At 73.8% G+C, this 17,880-nt stretch carries 16 protein-coding genes and 1 tRNA gene; 10 read left to right on the forward strand and 7 right to left on the reverse strand.

The window, feature by feature from the left end; genetic code table 11:
* Positions 1 to 60 precede the first annotated feature (60 nt).
* Positions 61 to 354, reverse strand: a complete 294-nt coding sequence (locus tag V2J85_RS12120) for a YiaA/YiaB family inner membrane protein (protein WP_030415232.1) — start codon at positions 352 to 354, stop codon at positions 61 to 63.
* Positions 355 to 519: 165 nt separating this feature from the next.
* Between V2J85_RS12120 and V2J85_RS12125 the strand changes: the two genes are divergently transcribed.
* The 6 genes from V2J85_RS12125 to V2J85_RS12150 all read left to right on the forward strand — a co-directional run bounded on the left by V2J85_RS12125 (position 520) and on the right by V2J85_RS12150 (position 6,141).
* Positions 520 to 596, forward strand: a tRNA-Pro gene (locus tag V2J85_RS12125).
* Between the two features lie 270 nt (positions 597 to 866).
* The gene (locus V2J85_RS12130) at positions 867 to 1,355 is read left to right on the forward strand and encodes a helix-turn-helix domain-containing protein (protein WP_261954694.1); all 489 of its coding nucleotides are present in this window, start codon (positions 867 to 869) and stop codon (positions 1,353 to 1,355) included.
* A 79-nt stretch (positions 1,356 to 1,434) separates the two neighbouring features.
* Positions 1,435 to 2,055, forward strand: coding sequence for a hypothetical protein (locus V2J85_RS12135; RefSeq protein ID WP_261957337.1), 621 nt, complete (start codon positions 1,435 to 1,437; stop codon positions 2,053 to 2,055).
* Entirely contained in the window at positions 2,048 to 3,268 is a 1,221-nt protein-coding gene (locus V2J85_RS12140) for an MAB_1171c family putative transporter (RefSeq protein ID WP_261954693.1), read from the forward strand. The genes V2J85_RS12135 and V2J85_RS12140 overlap by 8 nt, the downstream gene beginning before the upstream one ends.
* Positions 3,269 to 3,514: 246 nt before the next feature.
* Positions 3,515 to 4,750, forward strand: coding sequence for a cytochrome P450 family protein (locus V2J85_RS12145; protein ID WP_330821574.1), 1,236 nt, complete (start codon positions 3,515 to 3,517; stop codon positions 4,748 to 4,750).
* A 209-nt stretch (positions 4,751 to 4,959) separates the two neighbouring features.
* Complete coding sequence (locus tag V2J85_RS12150; RefSeq protein ID WP_330821575.1) at positions 4,960 to 6,141, forward strand: D-alanyl-D-alanine carboxypeptidase family protein; 1,182 nt, start codon at positions 4,960 to 4,962, stop codon at positions 6,139 to 6,141.
* Positions 6,142 to 6,152: 11 nt separating this feature from the next.
* On the opposite strand, the gene V2J85_RS12155 is transcribed toward V2J85_RS12150, so the two are convergent.
* The 6 genes from V2J85_RS12155 to V2J85_RS12180 all read right to left on the reverse strand — a co-directional run bounded on the left by V2J85_RS12155 (position 6,153) and on the right by V2J85_RS12180 (position 10,680).
* Positions 6,153 to 6,749, reverse strand: a complete 597-nt coding sequence (locus V2J85_RS12155; protein WP_419836774.1) for a DUF309 domain-containing protein — start codon at positions 6,747 to 6,749, stop codon at positions 6,153 to 6,155.
* A 173-nt stretch (positions 6,750 to 6,922) separates the two neighbouring features.
* Positions 6,923 to 7,255, reverse strand: coding sequence for a DUF427 domain-containing protein (locus V2J85_RS12160; RefSeq protein ID WP_261954689.1), 333 nt, complete (start codon positions 7,253 to 7,255; stop codon positions 6,923 to 6,925).
* A 118-nt stretch (positions 7,256 to 7,373) separates the two neighbouring features.
* Complete coding sequence (locus V2J85_RS12165) at positions 7,374 to 7,829, reverse strand: thioesterase family protein (RefSeq protein WP_261954688.1); 456 nt, start codon at positions 7,827 to 7,829, stop codon at positions 7,374 to 7,376.
* Positions 7,826 to 8,803, reverse strand: coding sequence for a 3-hydroxyacyl-CoA dehydrogenase NAD-binding domain-containing protein (locus V2J85_RS12170; RefSeq protein ID WP_261954687.1), 978 nt, complete (start codon positions 8,801 to 8,803; stop codon positions 7,826 to 7,828). Before V2J85_RS12170 ends, V2J85_RS12165 begins: the two co-directional genes overlap by 4 nt.
* Positions 8,804 to 8,872: 69 nt before the next feature.
* Entirely contained in the window at positions 8,873 to 9,760 is an 888-nt protein-coding gene (locus V2J85_RS12175) for a beta-keto acid cleavage family enzyme (protein ID WP_419836769.1), read from the reverse strand.
* Positions 9,757 to 10,680 (reverse strand): TetR/AcrR family transcriptional regulator, encoded by a 924-nt coding sequence (locus V2J85_RS12180; protein ID WP_261954686.1) that lies wholly within the window; start codon positions 10,678 to 10,680, stop codon positions 9,757 to 9,759. Before V2J85_RS12180 ends, V2J85_RS12175 begins: the two co-directional genes overlap by 4 nt.
* Before the next feature lie 208 nt (positions 10,681 to 10,888).
* Here V2J85_RS12180 and V2J85_RS12185 point away from each other — a divergent pair, with 208 nt between their 5' ends.
* From V2J85_RS12185 to V2J85_RS12200, 4 genes are all read left to right on the forward strand, one after another.
* Complete coding sequence (locus tag V2J85_RS12185; RefSeq protein ID WP_261954685.1) at positions 10,889 to 12,952, forward strand: SpoIIE family protein phosphatase; 2,064 nt, start codon at positions 10,889 to 10,891, stop codon at positions 12,950 to 12,952.
* Between the two features lie 109 nt (positions 12,953 to 13,061).
* Positions 13,062 to 14,462, forward strand: coding sequence for a glutamine synthetase family protein (locus tag V2J85_RS12190; RefSeq protein WP_330821577.1), 1,401 nt, complete (start codon positions 13,062 to 13,064; stop codon positions 14,460 to 14,462).
* Positions 14,462 to 15,673: an amidohydrolase family protein gene (locus tag V2J85_RS12195; protein WP_330821578.1), complete on the forward strand. Its 1,212-nt coding sequence runs from the start codon at positions 14,462 to 14,464 to the stop codon at positions 15,671 to 15,673. The genes V2J85_RS12190 and V2J85_RS12195 overlap by 1 nt, the downstream gene beginning before the upstream one ends.
* 416 nt (positions 15,674 to 16,089) lie before the next feature.
* On the forward strand, positions 16,090 to 17,313 hold the full coding sequence (locus tag V2J85_RS12200) for an MFS transporter (RefSeq protein WP_330821676.1): 1,224 nt from the start codon (positions 16,090 to 16,092) through the stop codon (positions 17,311 to 17,313).
* The last annotated feature ends 567 nt before the right edge of the window (positions 17,314 to 17,880 follow it).

The following is a 17,880-nucleotide window of genomic DNA, read 5'->3' on the forward strand; positions in this document are numbered from 1 at the left end:
CGCTTGAGGTCAAGCGCCGGACCGCCACCCGGGGCCGGGGTGGGTCCGGCGCGGGTGGAATCAGACCTGCCCCGGCTTGAACACGTCCTGCTCGATGAGGAGCTTGTCGATCCGGGCCTTGTCCACCCGGTTCGTCACCTCGGCCACCTCCTGCCGGTCGCGCACGCACTTGGCCAGCGTGAACGCCGAGGACACCACGAAGATCAGCCCCAGTGCGAGGAACCCGCGCTCCCAGGGCCCCACCGGCAGCTTGAGGATCCCGATCACCAGCGCCGCCAGCGACAGCCCGAAGGAGATCGCGGCCTGCACGAAGAAGGCCGTCGTGGTCGGCCGCTGAATCGATGGAGTAGTCATGCGCGTAGCGTGGCGGCGCGGTGACACCGGCGCATGAGTACGGGTACTCATCCGGTCCGGCCCGCCGCCCGCGGCGTTCCGCCGCGAAGTGGCAGCAGCGACCCTCTGACATGCGGTATTGTTCTCGTGCGCGGTCAGCCGGGACATCCCGGCCGGAACGGGCACCGGGACGTGGCGCAGCTTGGTAGCGCACTTGACTGGGGGTCAAGGGGTCGCAGGTTCAAATCCTGTCGTCCCGACCAGCGAATTCTCGTAGGTCGGAAGCCGTCTTCTCTTCGGAGGAGGCGGCTTTTGCGTTGCCCGGGAACAGGGCGGGTGCCGGGCGGTTCCGTCGTCCTGTCCTCCGGACGCTTGATCCGTCACTCAACTCCCGGTTAAGCCCGAGCGTCCTCACTGTCCGTAAGGGGACTGGTGCGGCGCGTTCTTCGCATGACAGGATAAGTGCTGCGAGCCCGGCGGCTTAACCAACCGTTGGGACGTTCGTCGGTGCTGTCGATGGGGGGACGGTAGGCATGGCCATGGGGGGCGACGGCCGGTCCAAGGGGGCGGGCAACACGCTCGCGGAGCGGCTCAACCACCTCTTCGCCAACATGCATCCGCCCGGCGCCCCGTACACCAACGCCTTCGTCGCCGAGGAGATCAGCGCCGGGACGAAGGAGTACGGCGGGGTCCGGGTCACCGAGCAGTACTTATCGATGCTGCGCAACGGCAAGCGGACGAATCCGAGTCCGGAGCTGCTGCGCGCGCTGGCCAAGTTCTTTGCGGTACCGGTGGGTTACCTCCTCGGTGACCTCTCCCAGCCGCAGGCCGCGCGGGTGGAGGAGGAGGTCCGGTTCCTCGCCGCGATGCGGGACCAGCGGGTGCGGGCCATCGCGCTGCGCTCCGTCGGGCTGCCGCCGGAGGTGCAGGACAGCCTGACCACGATCATCTCGCAGTTCCGGCAGCAGATGAACCTGCCGGCCGACCCGCCGGAGCAGGGCGGTGACCGGCGCGGTGAGTGACACGGTGGGCACCGTTGAACGCGGCCAGCTCTTCGCCACCTGGCGGCAGGCCGGACACGAGGACGGGACGAGCATGCGAGTGGGGCAGATACGCAGGCGGTGCAAGCGGCTCATCAAGGAGCTCGCACTGCCCGCCGTCACCGATCTGCGCGGGATGTGCGATGTCGTCGCGGCCCGGGTGGAGCGGCCCGTGCATCTGGTGCCGATGAGCCTGGGCGGCGTGGTCTCGGGCATGACGGCCGTCACCGACGACGGCTACTGGGTCTTCTACGAGCTGCGCACCTCGCCCTGGCACCAGGCGCACATCGTGCTGCACGAGCTGAGCCACCTCCTGCTGGGGCACGGTCAGGACCCGGCCGTCACCGAGGACGCGCTGAAGATCTGGACCCCCTCGGTCGACGTCGCCACCGCCATGCGCCGGATGGGCCTGACCATGGGCTTCGCCCGGCACCACGGCTACGACAACCTCGCCGAGCGGGAGACCGAGGTGCTCGGCACGCTGCTGATGGAACGGGTCGCGCCCTCGGCCGCGGAGGGCGAACTCCCGCTGGCGGGACAGGCCGCCGAGCTCGCGGCGGCGCTCGGGCCCGCGCTGCAGCACGTACGCCGGGAGCGCGAGGGTACGGCAGACCGGGGCGAGCGGGCCGACGGCGACGGCGCGGTGCCGGCCGGGGGCGAGGACGGGGGACCGCGTGTTTGACGTCATCTACCTGTCGTTCGGGCTGGCCGCCTGGGTGATCGTCGGCTACAAGTCCGTCGCCTGGTTCCGCGACCGCAGCAACACCGACCTCGGGCTGGCCTGTCTGATGACCGGCGGGGTGGCGACGGTCTTCCTGTTCTCCGCGCCCAGCCTCTACCGCGCCTTCGACCGGCTGGTCGGCGTGGCCAACCTGGCCATGGTCTTCCTGTACTCCTCCGTGGTGGTCTTCGCGGCGGGCGCGCTGGTCCTGCTGCTGCGCTGGACGGCGGGCGAGGGCCCGGCGGCCAGGGCCCGCGCCCGGGCCAGGGCACGGGCCGCGGTCGGCGGAGTCGCGGCGCTGTGGGCGGTGGCGATCGCCGGGTTCGCGGTCGGCCGGCCGGACGCCGTCGAGCACCCCCGCGACTTCAGCACGGCCTACACCGACTCGCCGGGCGTCATGCTCTTCCTGGTGCTGTATCTGGCCATCTTCGGATCGAGCCTGGCCGGCCTGGGGACGCTCTGTCCCCGCTACGCCGCCCGGCTCGGCGGTACGCATCTCGCGCGCGGGCTGCGGGTGCTGGCCGCCGGCTGCTGGCTCGGCCTGGTCTACTGCGGCTGCAAAGTCATCGGCTTCGTCCTCTCCTGGGCCGGCCACCCCGCCCTCTGGCTCTCCAACGGGGTGGCACCGCTGAGCGCCTCGGTCGCGGCGATCCTGGTGCTGGCCGGGTTCGCGCTGCCGGCCGCCGGGCCCCGGGTCGCCGCCTGGCGGCGGCTGCGCCGGCTGTCCCCGCTCTGGCGGACCGTCACGGCCGAGACCCCCGAGGTCACGATGGAGAACTCGGCGTGGTCCGTGCGCTGGCCGTTCGCCGATCTGGAGTGGCGGGCCAACCGGCAGATGGCGGAGATACGGGACGTCCAGCGCGGGATCCGCCGCCATGTGGAGTCCGACGCGGTCGACATCGCCCGGGAACGCGCCCGCGCGGTCGCCCTCGACGACCGGCAACTGGCCGCCGTCGCCGAGGCCGCCGCGCTCCGCCGGGGCCTGGAGAACCGCGCGGTGGGCCACGTCCCGGTACACGGCGCCGACAGCGTGGTGGTCGCGAGCAGCAGCGAACCGGCCGAACTCGGCGCCGAATACGAGCACTTGGCGCTGGTCGCGGACGTCTACCACTCACCGCTCATCGAGACCGTGCTGACCGAGCTCCGGCAGCGCAGCGCGGCGGCGCGCGGCTGAGGCGGCGCGGCGGCACAGAGACGGGGTGGCCCGGCACGGGGGTCCGGGCCGCCCGGCACGAAGGAGGCGGCACCGGTCCGTGCGGACCGGTGCCGCTGTCCGTTCGCCCACGCGCACGGATGCGGCGCCCTTCGCGGGCCCTTCGCGTGCGGGGACCGCTCGCGCACCGGGTCCCGTGCGTACGCCGGTGCCGCCGGATGGCGCACAGCAGCGGGTGGCCCGCCCGCAGCGCCCTACAGTCGGATCATGCAGAACACCGCCGAGACCGCCCCCGACGCGCCCATCGACGTCACGCTCCTGCTCGACGACCCGCACGCCGCCTACGCCGCACTGCGCGAGGCGGGACCGGCGCACCGGATCACCGGTGCCGACGGGCAGCCCGCCTGGCTGGTCACCCGCTACGACGACGTCCGCCGGGCCCTCGCCGATCCGCGGCTCTCCCTGGACAAGCGGCACGCGGCGCCCGGCGGCTTCCGCGGCTTCGCCCTGCCGCCCGCCCTCGACGCCAACCTCCTCAACATGGACCCGCCGGACCACACCCGCATCCGCCGCCTGGTGGGCAAGGCGTTCACCCCCGGCCGGGTGGACGCGCTGCGGACGCCCGTACGGCAGGTCGCGGAGGAGCTGCTGGACGCGATGGAGCGGCGCGGCGGCCCGGCGGACCTGATCACCGACTACGCGGGACCGCTGCCCATCACCGTGATCTGCGATCTGCTCGGCGTCCCTCACCAGGACCGCCGGGACTTCCTGGCCTGGTCCGACGCGCTGATCACCCCGGACCCGACCCGGCCGGAGCTGATGCGGCAGGCGATCGGCGCGATGCTGGAGTTCTACACCGCGCTGATCGCGGCGAAGCGCGCCGAGCCGGGCGACGATTTGCTCTCCGACCTGGTCGCGGTCCGGGACGACACGGACGGCAGCGGCGGCGGAGGGGGCGGCGACCGGCTCACCGAGGACGAGCTGACCTCGCTCGCCTTCCTCATCCTCTTCGCCGGGTACGAGAACACCGTCCACCTCATCGGCAACGCCGTGCTCACCCTGCTCGACCACCCCGAACAGCTTCAGGAGTTGCAGCGGAATCCGGCCGAACTGCCGGCGGCCGTCGAGGAGTTCCTCCGCTACGACGGACCGTCCCCGATCGCCATCCGCCGGTTCCCCAAGGAGGACGTGGAGATCGGCGGGGTGCGGATCCCGGCGGGCGAGAGTGTGCTGCTGGCGATCGCGTCCGCGAACCGCGACCCGGCCCGCTTCCCCGACCCGGACCGGCTGGACCGGGGCCGGGAGCTCTCCGGGCACCTCGCGCTGGGGCACGGCATCCACTACTGCCTCGGCGCGCCGCTCGCCCGGATGGAGACCGTCACCGCGCTGGAGGCGCTGCTCGCCCGCTTCCCCGAGCTGCGGCTGGCCGTCCCGCGAGGGGATCTGCGGCACCGTCCGGCCCTGCGTTCGCGTGGCCTGATTTCGCTGCCCGTCGCCTGGTAATCGAGAAACGAACACCTTTTTGAGGCGTAACCGTTCGCTGATGCGGTAGAAAGGTTCTTGAGCCCGCCCGGTGTGCATCCCCCGTCGCACCGGGCGGGCCTTCCTTTGCAGCTGTTGCAGATGCGACCCGACCGGCCCGCGCCACGCCGGGATGGCCCGACTGGCGCAACTACGCTGCGCACCGCCGCCGCCCTCCGTAGCGTGACGGCATGGCATGTGACGCACATGTACCGAAGAAGGCAGCCGCGCTGGCGCTGCTCGCCGCCGCCGGTGTCGCGCTGACCTGCATACCGGCCGCGGCGAAGGGGCCGACGTACCGTCAGCCCGCCGGGGCCGCGACCGGGGTGCGGGCCGTCTCCGCCCCCGGCACACCGCAGCTGCCCGGCGGGCTGTCCGCGCTGTCGTGGATGGTGGCCGACGCGGAGACCGGCGCCGTCCTGGCGGCCAAGGACCCGCACCGCAAACTCGCCCCGGCCAGCACCCTCAAGACGCTGTTCGCGGTCACCGTGCTGCCGAAGTTCCGGTCCGGCGCGGTCCGCCGGGTCAGCTCCGCCGACCTCGCCGGCGTCGGCGCCGGCAGCAGCGTCGTCGGCGTCCAGCAGGGCCGCAGCTACACCGTGGCCGACCTGTGGCGCGGCGTCTTCCTGCGCTCCGGCAACGACGCGGTGCACGTCCTGGCCGCGATGAACGGCGGCTGGCAGGCCACCGCCCACGAGATGCAGCAGACCGCCCGGAAGCTCGGCGCGCACGACACCACCGTCAAGTCCCCCGACGGCTACGACACGCCCGGCCAGGTGTCCTCCGCGTACGACCTGACCGTCTTCGCCCGCGCCGGACTGGCCAACGACGACTTCGCCCGCTACTGCGGCACCGCCCGCGCCACGTTCCCCGGCACCGGCGGCACCGTCCCGATCGAGAACACCAACCGCCTGCTGTCCGGCTCGCACGGCGTGACCCGCTACCCGGGCATCATCGGCGTCAAGAACGGCTACACCAGCAAGGCCGGCAACACCCTGATCGCCGCCGCCCGCAGGAACGGCCGCACCGTGCTGGTCACCGTCCTCAACCCGCAGTCCCAGGTGGCCAACGGCGTCTACAAGGAAGCCGGTTCGCTGCTGGACTGGGGCTTCCGCGCGGAGGGCGGCGCCCACCCGGTGGGCACCCTGCACGCCGTCCGCGCCGCCTACGACGGCCCCGCCCCGCTCCGTCCGGTGGCCGCCCAGGTCACCGGCCCCGAAGGCCGCGGCGGATCCCCGGCGCCCGCCGCCCTCGTCCTCGGGGCGGGCGGCGCCGGCCTCGCGTCCTTCGGGCTGAGCGCGCTGCTCGCCCGGTGGCGGCGGGTGCCGGTCCCCGGCGGCGGTCGCCGCCGGAAGGGCGAAGGGACCGGCTAGCCGGTCCCGGCCTAGCCTCTGCCGGCCCGCAGTCGGGGTGCGGTCTCCGCCGCCGGTACGGGCCCCGGACCGGCCGCCCCGTCCCCGGCGGCCGGCCCACCGGCCAGCCGGCCGGTCAGCTCGGCCGCCCAGGCCAGCAGCCCCGCGACGTCGATCCCGTAGGGGGCGGCCGCCGCGTACGGCGTGAGGGCCGCCGCTCCCCGGTCCAGCAGGGCGGTCCCGCCGACGGCATTGCCGCGCGCCGCGTGGGTGAGGCCCACCGCCAGCTGGGCGAGCCCGCGCCACAGTTCGCGTTCCGTCTCCGGCGCCGCCTTCCAGGCGTCCTCCAGGACCTCGTGGGCGTGGAACGGCATCCCGCCGTCCAGCAGCCGCTGCGCCTCGGTCAGGGTCTCCGCGGGCGTCCGCGACACCCCCTCGGGCTGGCGGGCCACGCCCGGCGTCCCGTACGGCAGCGGCCGGCCCAGACCGTCCCGCGGCCGGGCGTTCCGGGCCCGGCCCTCCTCGTCCCGGTCCCGGCGGCGGGCCTCCCCGGCCCCGGAAGCGGCAGGCGGATCCGCCCGGCTCTCCTCGTCGGGCCCGTCCGCACCGGCGCCGCAGTGCTCGCACACGTCACTGCCGGCCCGTTCGCGGATCCGGCCGCAGGCGTCGCACACCCGGTCCAGCCAGCACGCCGGGTCGCCGCCCTCGTCATGGGTGTCGTTCACGCTTCGATTGTGCGCCGGGCGGACCCGGCGCGTCGTGGCGGGGTAAGGGCCGCGCGCCGGGACCCCGCCCGCACGCGTCAGACCACCTCGGCCTCGTAGAAGCACAGGTGGTCCTTGATCTGCGCCACCTCGTCGTGCGGCTCCGGGTAGGCCCAGGCGATGTCCTCGGGGCCGTCGGCGAGCGACCAGTAGGAGGCGGTGCCCTTGAAGGGGCAGACCGTGTGCGTCCCGGACGGGGTGAGCAGGTCCATCCGGACGTCCTCGGGCGGGAGGTAGTACCGCACCGGGTACCCCGTCTCCGCGAGCCGCAGCGGCCGGTGGCTCTCGGCGACCAGCCGGCCGTCGATCTCCACGCGGACGTGGTCGGTGCCCTGGGTGACGTCGATGCGGTGGCCGTGGGTGGCGCTCATGACCGGCTCTCCTTCGTAGGGGCCTGCACGGGAGTGGTACGGGTGCCCGCACGGGTGTGGGCTCCCCTGCCGTCCAGGATCGCACCGCGGCCGCGCGGCCGGACCCCGGCGCGCCCCGCTACACCTGCCGGATCCCGCGCCCCGCCCACTCCGGCTCCGGCACGGCGAGTCCGGCCAGCCGCTCGCGGGTCGCGTCGGGCAGCGGCGCCGCCCGCCCGCCGGACCGGTCGACGTGCAGCACGAACAGCTCCTCCGTCGCCACCGGGTCGCCGGCCGGCTCGCCCACGAACATCTCGTGCAGCAGCCGCAGCTTCCTGCCGTCCACGCCCAACACCGCTGTCCGGACGGTGAGTTCACTGCCGCGGGCGACCTCCCGGAGGTAGCGCACATGGGCCTCGACCGTGTACAGGGAGCAGCCGGTGCGCTCCCGGTAGGCCGCGTCGAGACCGGACGCGTCCATCAGGGCGTCCGTGGCGAATCCGAAGACCAGGACGTAGTAGGCCTCGCTGAGGTGGCCGTTGTAGTCGATCCAGTCGTCCCGGACGGTCTGCCGGAAGAGGAGCGGCGCGGTCAACGAGGGCCTCCCAGACGGCCGGTGGCCCGCAGCACGTCGATGACGCCCTGGTCGCGTTCGGCCACCAGGTCCGCGTACGTCCGCCCGCCCGCGGCCGCCGCGCAGCCGTCGACCATCGCGTCGCGCAGCGCCGGGTCCAGCTCGGGCGCCGCCAGCCGGGTCCACGGCGATTTCAGGGACGGGCCGAAGTGGTCGAGCATATGGGCCATCCCGCCCTCGCCGCCGGCCAGCGCGAAGGTCAGGCAGGGGCCCATGAACGCCCAGCGCAGGCCCGGCCCTTCGGTGATCGAGGCGTCGATGTCCTCGACGGTGGCCTCGCCGGCCGCGACCATGTGCAGGGCCTCCCGCCACAGGGCTTCCTGGAGGCGGTTGGCGATGAAGCCGGGCAGTTCGCGGTCCATGGTGATGACGGATTTGCCGGCGAGGTCGTAGAAGCGGGCGGCCCACTCGACGGCGGCGCGGTCGGTCCGCTCGCCGCCGACGACCTCGACCAGCGGGATGAGGTACGGCGGGTTGAAGGGGTGGCCGACGACCAGGCGGCCGGCGTCGTCCGGGCCGGCCGCCTCGGTCTGCATGTCGGTCATCGGGTAGCCGGACGTCGAGGAGGCGATCACCACGCCGGGACGGGTCGCCGCGGCGAGCCGCGCGAGCAGCGAACGCTTCAACTCCAGCTTCTCCGGGGCACTTTCCTGCACGAAGTCGGCGTCCGCGACGGCCTCGGCGAGGGTGGGGGCGACGGTCAGCCGGTCCGGGGAGGCGCCCGCCGCCAGGCCTATCCGCTCCAGTGCGGGCCAGGCGGCGGCCACCAGGCGGCGCAGTTTCGGCTCGGCGTCGGGCGCCGGGTCCCAGGCGGTGACGTCGTAACCACGGGCGAGGAAGTGCGCGGCCCAGCCGCCGCCGATGACGCCCGCACCGATGCAGGCGATGCGGCGTACGTCGTCGGGGGCACAGGGCGCGGGGGTGGTGGAGGGCATGGCGGGGCGGCTCCCGGGGGAGGGGGACGGTGGTCGGGGAGGGGCCGTCCGGAAGGGACGGCCGGGCGGTCAGGGGCGCGGCGTGAGGCCCAGCCGGGCCCGCGCCCGGTCCGGGGTGGCGACCGTGGCGCCGAGGAGTTCGGTGATCTGCACCGCACGCTCCACCAGCTGGCCGTTGGTGGCCTGCACGCCCCGGCTCAGGTAGAGGTTGTCCTCCAGGCCGACGCGGACGTTGCCGCCGAGCAGGATGGACTGGGCGACCCACGGCATCTGCATCCGGCCGAGCGCGAAGCTCGCCCACTGGGCGCCCTCGGGCAGCAGGTTCACCATCGACTGCAGCACGCCGGGATCGGCCGGGGCGCCCCAGGGGATGCCCATGCACAGCTGGAAGACGGTCGGGTCGTCCAGCAGGCCCTCGGCCAGCAGCTGCTTGGCGAACCACAGCTGACCGGTGTCGAAGATCTCCAGCTCGGGCCGCACGCCCAGCTCCTGGATGCGCTTCGCCCCGGCGCGCAGCATGTCGGGCGTGGAGACGTACAGGTTGGAGCCGTCGCCGAAGTTGAGCGAGCCGCAGTCCAGGGTGCAGATGTCGGGGAGGAGTTCCTCGACGTGCGGCAGCCGCTCCAGGCCGCCGACCAGGTCCGTGCCGGGCAGCTGCCGCAGTGGCTCGTCCGGGTCGATCACCAGGTCGCCGCCCATTCCGGCGGTGAGGTTGATGACGACGTCGGTACCGGTCTGCTTGATGCGGTCGACGACCTCGGCGTACAGCCGCGGATCGCGGGACGGGTCGCCGGTCTCGGGGTCGCGGACGTGGACGTGCACCACCGCGGCGCCCGCGGCGGCCGCCTCGACGGCCGAGGCGGCGATCTGCTCGGGCGTCACGGGGACGTGCGGGGAGCGGCGGACGGTGTCACCGGCGCCGGTCAGCGCACAGGTGATGATGACCTCGTGGTTCACGGGGATCCCTTCGGATGTCCGAGGCGGCCGGGGCTTTTGGGGACGGTGAGTTCGCTCTCCACGAAGGCCAGGAGAGCGGCGTGCATGGTGTCCGGGCCGGTGCTGTCCGGCGCGGTGGCCAGCACCTGCGTGGCCAGCCCGTCGATCAGCGCGGTCAGCCGCAGCGCGGTGAACTCCGGATCGACCGGACGGAAGACGCCCTGTGCGACGCCGCGCCGCAGCACGTCGGCGACGGTGGTGCGCCACTGCCGGTAGTAGTGCTCGTGCAGCCGCCCCACGGCGGTCGAGCGGGCCGCCTGTGCCCACAGGTCGAGCCAGACCAGCCACTGGCGGCGCTGCTGCTCGGTGCGCGGGGTCTGCAGAGCGATCAGGTGCAGCAGCTCCGCGCGGGCGTCCGGGGCCGCCGCCAGGCCCGCGGCCCGGCGCTCGGTGTCCTCGTCCATGCACCACCGCACGGCCGCCTCCAGCAGCTCGTCACGGCCCGGGAAGTGGTAGTGCACGGCGGCCGGGCTGGTGCCGCAGGCGGCGGCGATGTCGGCGACCCGTACGCCGTGGAAGCCGTGCTCGGCGATCAGCCGGACGGTCTCCCGGACGATCTGCAGCGGCCGGCCGCCCTCGGGGACGGCCGCCGGCGCACGCTCCGCCGCGGCGGCGGGCCGCTCCGGGGCGCCGAGCAGCCAGCCGGTGTCGACCCCGCCGATGTCGGCGATCCGCACGATCTCGGCGAGCGTGAAGCGCCGGGTGCCGCCCAGCGACCGGGACAGCTTCGACGGGTCCATCACGATCCGGCGGGCGAACTCCCGGTGGCTGACACCGAGCCGGCCGATCACCTCGCGGACACGGTCGGTGACCGCGCCGGCGGCATCGGTGATCCGGTCCGCGGCGTCATCGGGGTCCGGGCCCCCGCGGGCGTCGTCCATGGTCCGGGACCGTAACAGGCGTGTTGAGAACATCGCAATGCCCAGGAAGGCGGCGGGAAGTGGAAATGCACAGTTCGCAGCCGCTTTCGCGGGTGAAGTGATGAGACAACTGATGAGTGAGTCAGCAGTGGGGCGGATGATGCCGGCCGGAGGACGGGAAAAAGGGCTGGACGCGCCGTAAACCGGGTGAATGTGGCAAAGTGACGACATGGCTGACCGGGGAGCGAAGCGCCCCACCGTGTCGGTGCCGGACGACTGGCCCGCCCACCCGGACCTGACCCTGGCCCTCAACGGCATGGGCGGCTTCGACTGGGACCTCGACAGCGGGCTGATGCACATGGACCCGCCCGCCCTTGAGGTCTTCGACATGCGCCCGTCCGAGTACGACGACCGCCCGGAGACGCTCAACGCCCGCGTCCCCGCCCACGAGGCCGCCCGCCTCGACGCCCTGGTCGCCCGGGCACTCAAGGACGGCAGCCACTCCTACGGCGCCTACTTCCGGGTCCGCCTCCGCAACGGCGAACTGCGCTGGACACACAGCCAGGGCAGCATCCGCCGGGACGACACCGGCCGCCCCCGCCGCATCATCGGCGTGGTCCGCGACGCCACCCACGAATACACCCATGCGGCCGAGCGGCTCGCCGTCGACGAGGAGCACCGCCGGCACACCAGCGTCGTCGAACGCACCACCGCCGCCCTGGCCCACGCCCGGACCGTCGGCGAGGTCATCGCCGCCCTCGCCGGCGAAGAGGGACTCAGCCGGCTCGGCGCGGAGAACATCATCCTCGGCCTCGTCGAGGCCGGCCGGATCCGGCTGGTCTCCGAGGGCAAGGCGGGCAGCTACGTCCCCGACCTCGAATACACCCGGGTCGGCGACGAATTCCCGATGAGCGAGGTCGTACGCACCCTCAACCCGCGCTACGTCCGCAGCCGCGACGAGTTCAAACGCGGCTACCCCCGGCTCTGGCCCGCCATCGAACCCCTCAACGTCAACTCCGCCGCCTACCTCCCGCTGATCGCCCAGGGCCGCCCCATCGGCGTCATCGGCCTGTTCTTCGAGCGCGAGAGCGACTTCCGCGACCAGGAACGCAACGTCCTGGTCGCCCTCGGCAGCAGCATCGCGCAGAGCCTGGCCCGCGCCATGCTCTACGACCAGGAACACGACCTCGCCGCCGGCCTCCAGCAGGCCATGCTGCCGCGCCGGATCCCCGGCGTGCCCGACGCCCAGATCGCCGTCCGCTACCGCTCCGCCCGGATGGGCCGGGACATCGGCGGCGACTGGTACGACGTGATCCCGCTGCCCAACGGCCGGGTCGCCGCCGTCATCGGCGACGTCCAGGGCCACGACACCCAGGCCGCCGCCCTCATGGGCCAGCTGCGGATCGTGCTGCGCGCCTACGCCGCCGAAGGGCACACCCCCGCCACCGTCATGGGCCGCGCCTCCGCCTTCCTCAACGAACTCGACACCGACCGCTTCGCCACCTGCACCTACGTCGACGCCGACCTCAGCACCGGCGTCGCCAGGATCGTCCGCGCCGGCCACATCGACCCCCTGCTGCGGCACGCCGAGGGCATGTGCCGCCTGCTGCCGGTGCCCGGCGGACTGCCGCTCGGCATCTCCTCCGAATTCCGGCGCCTGGACTACCCCGTCACCACCGTCCAGCTCGCCGCCGGCGACACCCTCGTCCTGTGCACCGACGGCATCGTCGAACAGCCCGGCACCGACCTCGACGACGGCATGCGCCACCTCGCCCGGGAGATCCGCGACGGCCCGCAGGACGTCCAGCAACTCGCCGACCGCCTCTGCGAATCGGCCGGCGAACGGACCAACGAGGACGACATGGCGCTGCTCCTGCTGCGCCGGCTCGGCGCCCCCGAACACGACACCGTCGGACGGTTCCGGCAGCACATCGCCCCCGCCGACCCCGACGGCCTGTCCGCCGCCCGGCACATGATCCGGTCCGCGGTCCGCGCCTGGGGAGCGGCCGAACGCGCCGAGGAGATCGAGCTGGTCGCCGACGAACTGATCACCAACGCCCTGCTGCACACCGACGGCGAGGCCGTCGTCAACATCCGGATGCCGCACAGCGTCGGACGCCGGCTGCGCCTGGAGGTCGAGGACCGGTCCAGCAGCCTGCCCCGACGCCGCGAACCGGGCGAGGCCGGCGTCTCCGGCCGCGGCCTGCTCCTCGTGGACCGGCTGGCCGATGTCTGGGGTGTGGAACCGCGCGGGGGCGGAAAGTGCGTATGGTGCGAGTTCAACTGCCCCTGACCGGGACGGTGCCCCTCCCGGCGTGAGCCGGGGGAGCGCCCGGCCGCCCCGGTCAACCGACGGGGAAACGGTCGCCGAGCGATCGGCACGGTCGAGTGAGGACGGCTCTATGACATCGCGGGCTGCACAACAGCAGGAGGAAGCCCGGCAGTTGACGGCGCGCCTGGAGACCGAAGGCGTCCGCAACATCGCGCTGACCTGGGTGGACAACGCGGGCGTCGCACGCGTCAAGACCGTACCGGCGCAGCGGCTCGCGGACACCGCCGCCCGCGGCGTCGGCATGTCACCGGTCTTCGACGTCTTCACCTCCGACGACACCATCACCGAATCCGACGACCTCGGCGGACCCGACGGCGACCTCCGGCTCTTCCCCGACCTGGACCGCGTCACCGTCCTCGCCGCCCAGCCCGGCTGGGCCTGGGCCCCGGCCGACCGCTACGACCAGCTCGGCCGGCCGCACCCGGCCTGCCAGCGGCAGTTCGCCCGGCGGATGACCGAACGCGCCACCGCCGCCGGCCTCGAGGTGCGGATGGGCTTCGAAACCGAATGGGTGGTCACCCGCGCCCCCGAAAGCCACCACCCCGGCACCACCGACACCTTCGCCCCCCTCGACTACCCCTGCGCCGGCCCCGCCTACGGCATGACCCGCGTCGTCGAACTCTCCGACTACCTCCGCGACGTCACCGAGGCCCTGACCGTCCAGGGCGTCGACGTCCTCCAGCTCCACCCCGAATACGCACCCGGCCAGTTCGAGCTCACCACCGCACCCGCCGATCCGGTGCGCGCCGCCGACGACGTCGTCCTGGTCCGCGAGACCGTCCGCGCGGTCTCCGCCCGGCACGGCCTGCGCGCCTCCTTCGCCCCCGCGGTCGTCGCCGGCCAGGTCGGCAACGGCTGCCACCTCCACCTCGGCCTCTACCGCGACGGCCGCAGCCTGCACCGCACCCCCGACGCCGCACACGGCCTCGCCCCGGACGCCGATGCCTTCCTCGCCGGCATCCTCGCCACCCTGCCCGCCCTGCTCGCCATCGGCTGCCCGTCCCCCGCCAGCTACCTCCGGCTCCAGCCCTCCCGCTGGGCCGGCATCTACCAGTGCTGGGGAGTCGAGAACCGCGAGGCCGCCCTGCGGCTCATCACCGGCGCGCCCGACGACCCCGACGGCGGCCACGCCGAGGTCAAGACCTTCGACGCCGCGGCCAACCCCTACCTCGCGGTCGGCGCGGTGATCGCCGCCGGACTGCACGGCATCGACTCCCGGGCCGGCCTCCCGGAACCGCAGAGCGGCGACCCCGGCATCCTCGGCGTCCGCGAACGCGCCCGGCGCGGCATCGTCCGCCTCCCCGCCACCCTCACCGAGGCCACCGACCGGCTGGAGAAGTCCGCACCGCTCCACGAGGCGCTGGGCAAGGTCCTGCACGGCGCCGTCCTCGCCGTCCGGCGGGCCGAGGAGGCGCAGTTCGCCGAGAGCACCGACGAGGAGATCGCCGCCGCCACCCGCTGGCGCTGGTGATGCCCGCGCCCGCCCCGGGGAACGGCCCCCGCTTCGACGACGTCCTGCCGCCGCTGGTGGACCACCACTGCCACGGCGTGCTCCGCCACGAACCCGACGCCGCGACGTTCGCCTCGTACCTCACCGAATCGGACCGGTCGCCAGCGGCGGGCACCACTCACTTCGACACCCAGACCGGCTTCGCGGTCCGCCGCTGGTGCCCGCCGCTGCTCGACCTGCCCGCCCACTGCCCGCCCGAGCGCTACCTCGCCCGGCGCCGCGAACTGGGCCCCGACGAAACCCGCCGGCGGCTGCTCGGTGCCACCGGCATCGGCGCCTACCTCGTCGACACCGGACTGCCCGGCGACCTCACCGGCCCGGACGAGACGGCCGCGGCCGGCGGCGGCACCGGCCACGAGGTCGTACGGCTGGAAACCCTCGCCCAACGCACCGCCGCCGCGGCCGCCGAGGGGGGCGGTGACGGGGGCGCGGGCGCCGACCCCGAGGAGTTCACCGACGCCCTGGCCCGCGCCGTCCAGGAGGCGGCCCGTACCGCCGTCGCCTTCAAGACCGTCGCCGCCTACCGCCACGGACTCGCGCTCGCCCCCGAACCGCCCGCGGCCGGCGCGGTGCACACCGCCGCCCGCGCCTGGCTGGCCGCCGGCGCCGGCCGCCTCACCGACCCGGTCCTGCTCCGCCACCTCGTCGCCCTGGCCGTCGCCACCGGCCGCCCGCTGCAGATCCACACCGGCTTCGGCGACCCCGACCTCCGGCTCGACCACGCCGACCCGGCCCTGCTCACCGACCTCGTGCGCGCCACCGCCGGCACCGGCACCGACCTCGTCCTCCTGCACTGCTACCCGTACCACCGGCAGGCCGCCTACCTGGCGAGCGTATTCCCCCACGTCTACGCCGACGTCGGCCTCACCCTCACCCACACCGGCCCCCGCGCCACCACCGTCCTCGCCGAATTCCTCGAACTCGCCCCCTTCGGCAAACTGCTCTTCTCCACCGACGCCTACGGCCTGCCCGAGCTCTACGTCGTGGGCAGCGCACTGTTCCGCACCGCACTGACCGAGGTGCTCGGCGGCTGGACGGCGAGCGGCGCATGGTCGGCGGACGACGCCCACCGGGTGGGCGCCCTGCTCGCCGCGGAGAACGCCCGCCGGGTGTACGGCCTGGGAGCGGCGGGGCGGAAGCGGGAACGGGAGCGGTGTCCACGGAGCCGGTAACGGGCGCACCGCTCCCGGGACGGGGCTCCCGGGACGGGCAGGGCGGGACGGGGTGAGGGGTGCGGCTGTCGCCGGACACGTGCGGCAGGCCGGACAAGGGCGCGGCTGTGCCCGGCCGCGCGGGGGCGGGACGGGTAAGGGCGTGGCTGTCCCCGGACGCGCGGGGGCGGGACGGGTAAGGGGGCGCACGGCCCGGGGCGCCGGGTAAGGGGTGCACGGCTCGGGCGCCTGTTCCCGCCCCGCCGTCGGCCGCCCGTCATGCTCATGCTTTACTGCGCCGCGTGGCCCCTACAACGACTTCGGGCGAGACGTCCGACGAGACGTCCGACGAGACCTCCGGCGAGACGCCCGGGCAGCCCACCGGGCGGACCACCGGCGCCCGTCCGGACAAGAGCGGAACGCCCTGGCATTCCCGCATATTCGCCGACCTGACACCCCTGCGCACCTCGCCCGACTACCGCCGTCTGTGGTGCGGCAACACCATCTCCTGGATGGGCCAGCAGATGACCGCCCTCGCGGTCTCGCTGCAGGTCTACGCCATCACCCGGTCCACCTTCTCGGTCGGACTGGTGGGCCTGTGCTCGCTCGTCCCGCTGGTCGTCTTCGGCCTGTACGGCGGCGCCATCGCCGACACCGTCGACCGCCGCAAACTCGGCCTCTACAGCGCCGCCGGGGCCACCGCCATGTCCGTCACGCTGGCCGGCGCCGCGCTCGCCGGATACCACCGGGTCTGGCTGCTCTACACCGTCGTCGCGCTCCAGGCCGTCTGCTTCGCGATGAACTCCCCGGCCCGCACGTCGATGATCCCCCGGCTGCTGCCCACCGAACAGCTGCCGGCCGCCAACGCCCTCAACTCCCTGACCAGCAACCTCGGTCTGATGGGCGGTCCGATGCTGGGCGGCGTCATCGTCGGCCTGTGGGGCTACCAGGCCGCGTACCTGATCGACGTCGTGGCCTTCAGCGGCTCGCTCTACGCGATGTGGCGCCTGCCGTCCATGCGCCCCGACCAGGGCGAGGGCCCGCGGCGCCGTGCCTCCGTCCTCGACGGCCTGCGCTTCCTCGCCACCCGCCCCAACCTGCGGATGACGTTCTTCTCCGACCTGGCGGCCATGGTGCTGGCCCAGCCGCGCGCGCTGTTCCCCGCGGTCGCGGCGCTCTGGTTCGGCGGCGACGCCAAGACCGTCGGCCTGCTCGTCGCCGCGCCCGCGGTCGGCGCCGTCCTCGGCGGACTGTTCTCCGGCTGGCTCGGCGGCATCCGCCGGCACGGCCTGGCCATCCTGCTCGCGGTCGCCTCCTGGGGTGCGGCCATCGCCTGCTTCGGGCTCGCCCGGAACCTGTGGCTCGGCCTGTTCTTCCTCGCCGTGGCCGGCTGCGCCGACACCGTCTCGATGGTCTTCCGCAGCACCATGCTCCAGGCCGCCACCCCGGACGCGATGCGCGGCCGTCTCCAGGGCGTCTTCATCGTCGTCGTCGCCGGCGGCCCCCGCCTCGGCGACTTCCTCGCCGGCTCGGTCTCCGACCTGACCTCCCCCGCCACCGCGATCATCGGCGGCGGCCTGGCCTGCATCCTGACCGTCACAGCCCTCGGCCTCGGCCGCCGCGCCTTCGCGAGGTACGACGCACGCGATCCTCAGCCGTAGCAGCGGGGAGCGGCGGTCTGTGGCGGTGGTCCGTGCGAGTGCCTGCGGCTGGTGGTCCGTGCGAGTGCCTGCGACCGGTGGTCCGTGCGAATGCCCGCGGCTGGTGGTCCGTGCGAGTGCCCGCAATCGGTGGCCCGTACGAAAGCCCGCAACCGGTGGTCCGTGTGAGTGCCCGTAATCGGTGGTCCGCCCGAAAGCCCGCAACCGGTGGCTCGTCCGAAGGTCCGCAACGGTAGCCCGTAGCGGCGAGGGGGTAGGGAACGGTCTGGGGCGATCCAGACCCGTAGGGGGCAGGCGAACAGTTCCCGTAGGGGATGCCTGCGCCCCCTGCTGGGCCACAACGCCGGGGTACGGGGGCGGTATTCCGTGCCACAACGCTGGGATACGGGGGCGGTATTCCGTGCCGGAACGCCGGGGCACGGGGCCGAATTCCGTTGGGGCACGGGGCCGTATTCCGCCGGAGCAGGGAGCCGTGTTCCGCCGGGGTGGGGCCCGTATGTCGGTGACGTTCCGCCGGGTTGGGGCCGGCGTGCCCGCGACGTTCCGCCGGGTTGGGGCCGGCGTGCC

Origin of the sequence: Streptomyces bugieae (genome assembly GCF_036352915.1) — a bacterium.
Lineage (GTDB): Bacteria > Actinomycetota > Actinomycetes > Streptomycetales > Streptomycetaceae > Streptomyces > Streptomyces endophytica.

Coding starts and splice junctions, on each gene's coding strand:
- V2J85_RS12130 (WP_261954694.1), top strand. CDS start 867: ATGGCCATGGGGGGCGACGGCCGGTCCAAGGGGGCGGGCAACACGCTC.
- V2J85_RS12145 (WP_330821574.1), top strand. CDS start 3,515: ATGCAGAACACCGCCGAGACCGCCCCCGACGCGCCCATCGACGTCACG.
- V2J85_RS12180 (WP_261954686.1), bottom strand. CDS start 10,680: ATGGACGACGCCCGCGGGGGCCCGGACCCCGATGACGCCGCGGACCGG.
- V2J85_RS12185 (WP_261954685.1), top strand. CDS start 10,889: ATGGCTGACCGGGGAGCGAAGCGCCCCACCGTGTCGGTGCCGGACGAC.
- V2J85_RS12120 (WP_030415232.1), bottom strand. CDS start 354: ATGACTACTCCATCGATTCAGCGGCCGACCACGACGGCCTTCTTCGTG.
- V2J85_RS12160 (WP_261954689.1), bottom strand. CDS start 7,255: ATGAGCGCCACCCACGGCCACCGCATCGACGTCACCCAGGGCACCGAC.
- V2J85_RS12150 (WP_330821575.1), top strand. CDS start 4,960: ATGGCATGTGACGCACATGTACCGAAGAAGGCAGCCGCGCTGGCGCTG.
- V2J85_RS12190 (WP_330821577.1), top strand. CDS start 13,062: ATGACATCGCGGGCTGCACAACAGCAGGAGGAAGCCCGGCAGTTGACG.
- V2J85_RS12170 (WP_261954687.1), bottom strand. CDS start 8,803: ATGCCCTCCACCACCCCCGCGCCCTGTGCCCCCGACGACGTACGCCGC.
- V2J85_RS12195 (WP_330821578.1), top strand. CDS start 14,462: ATGCCCGCGCCCGCCCCGGGGAACGGCCCCCGCTTCGACGACGTCCTG.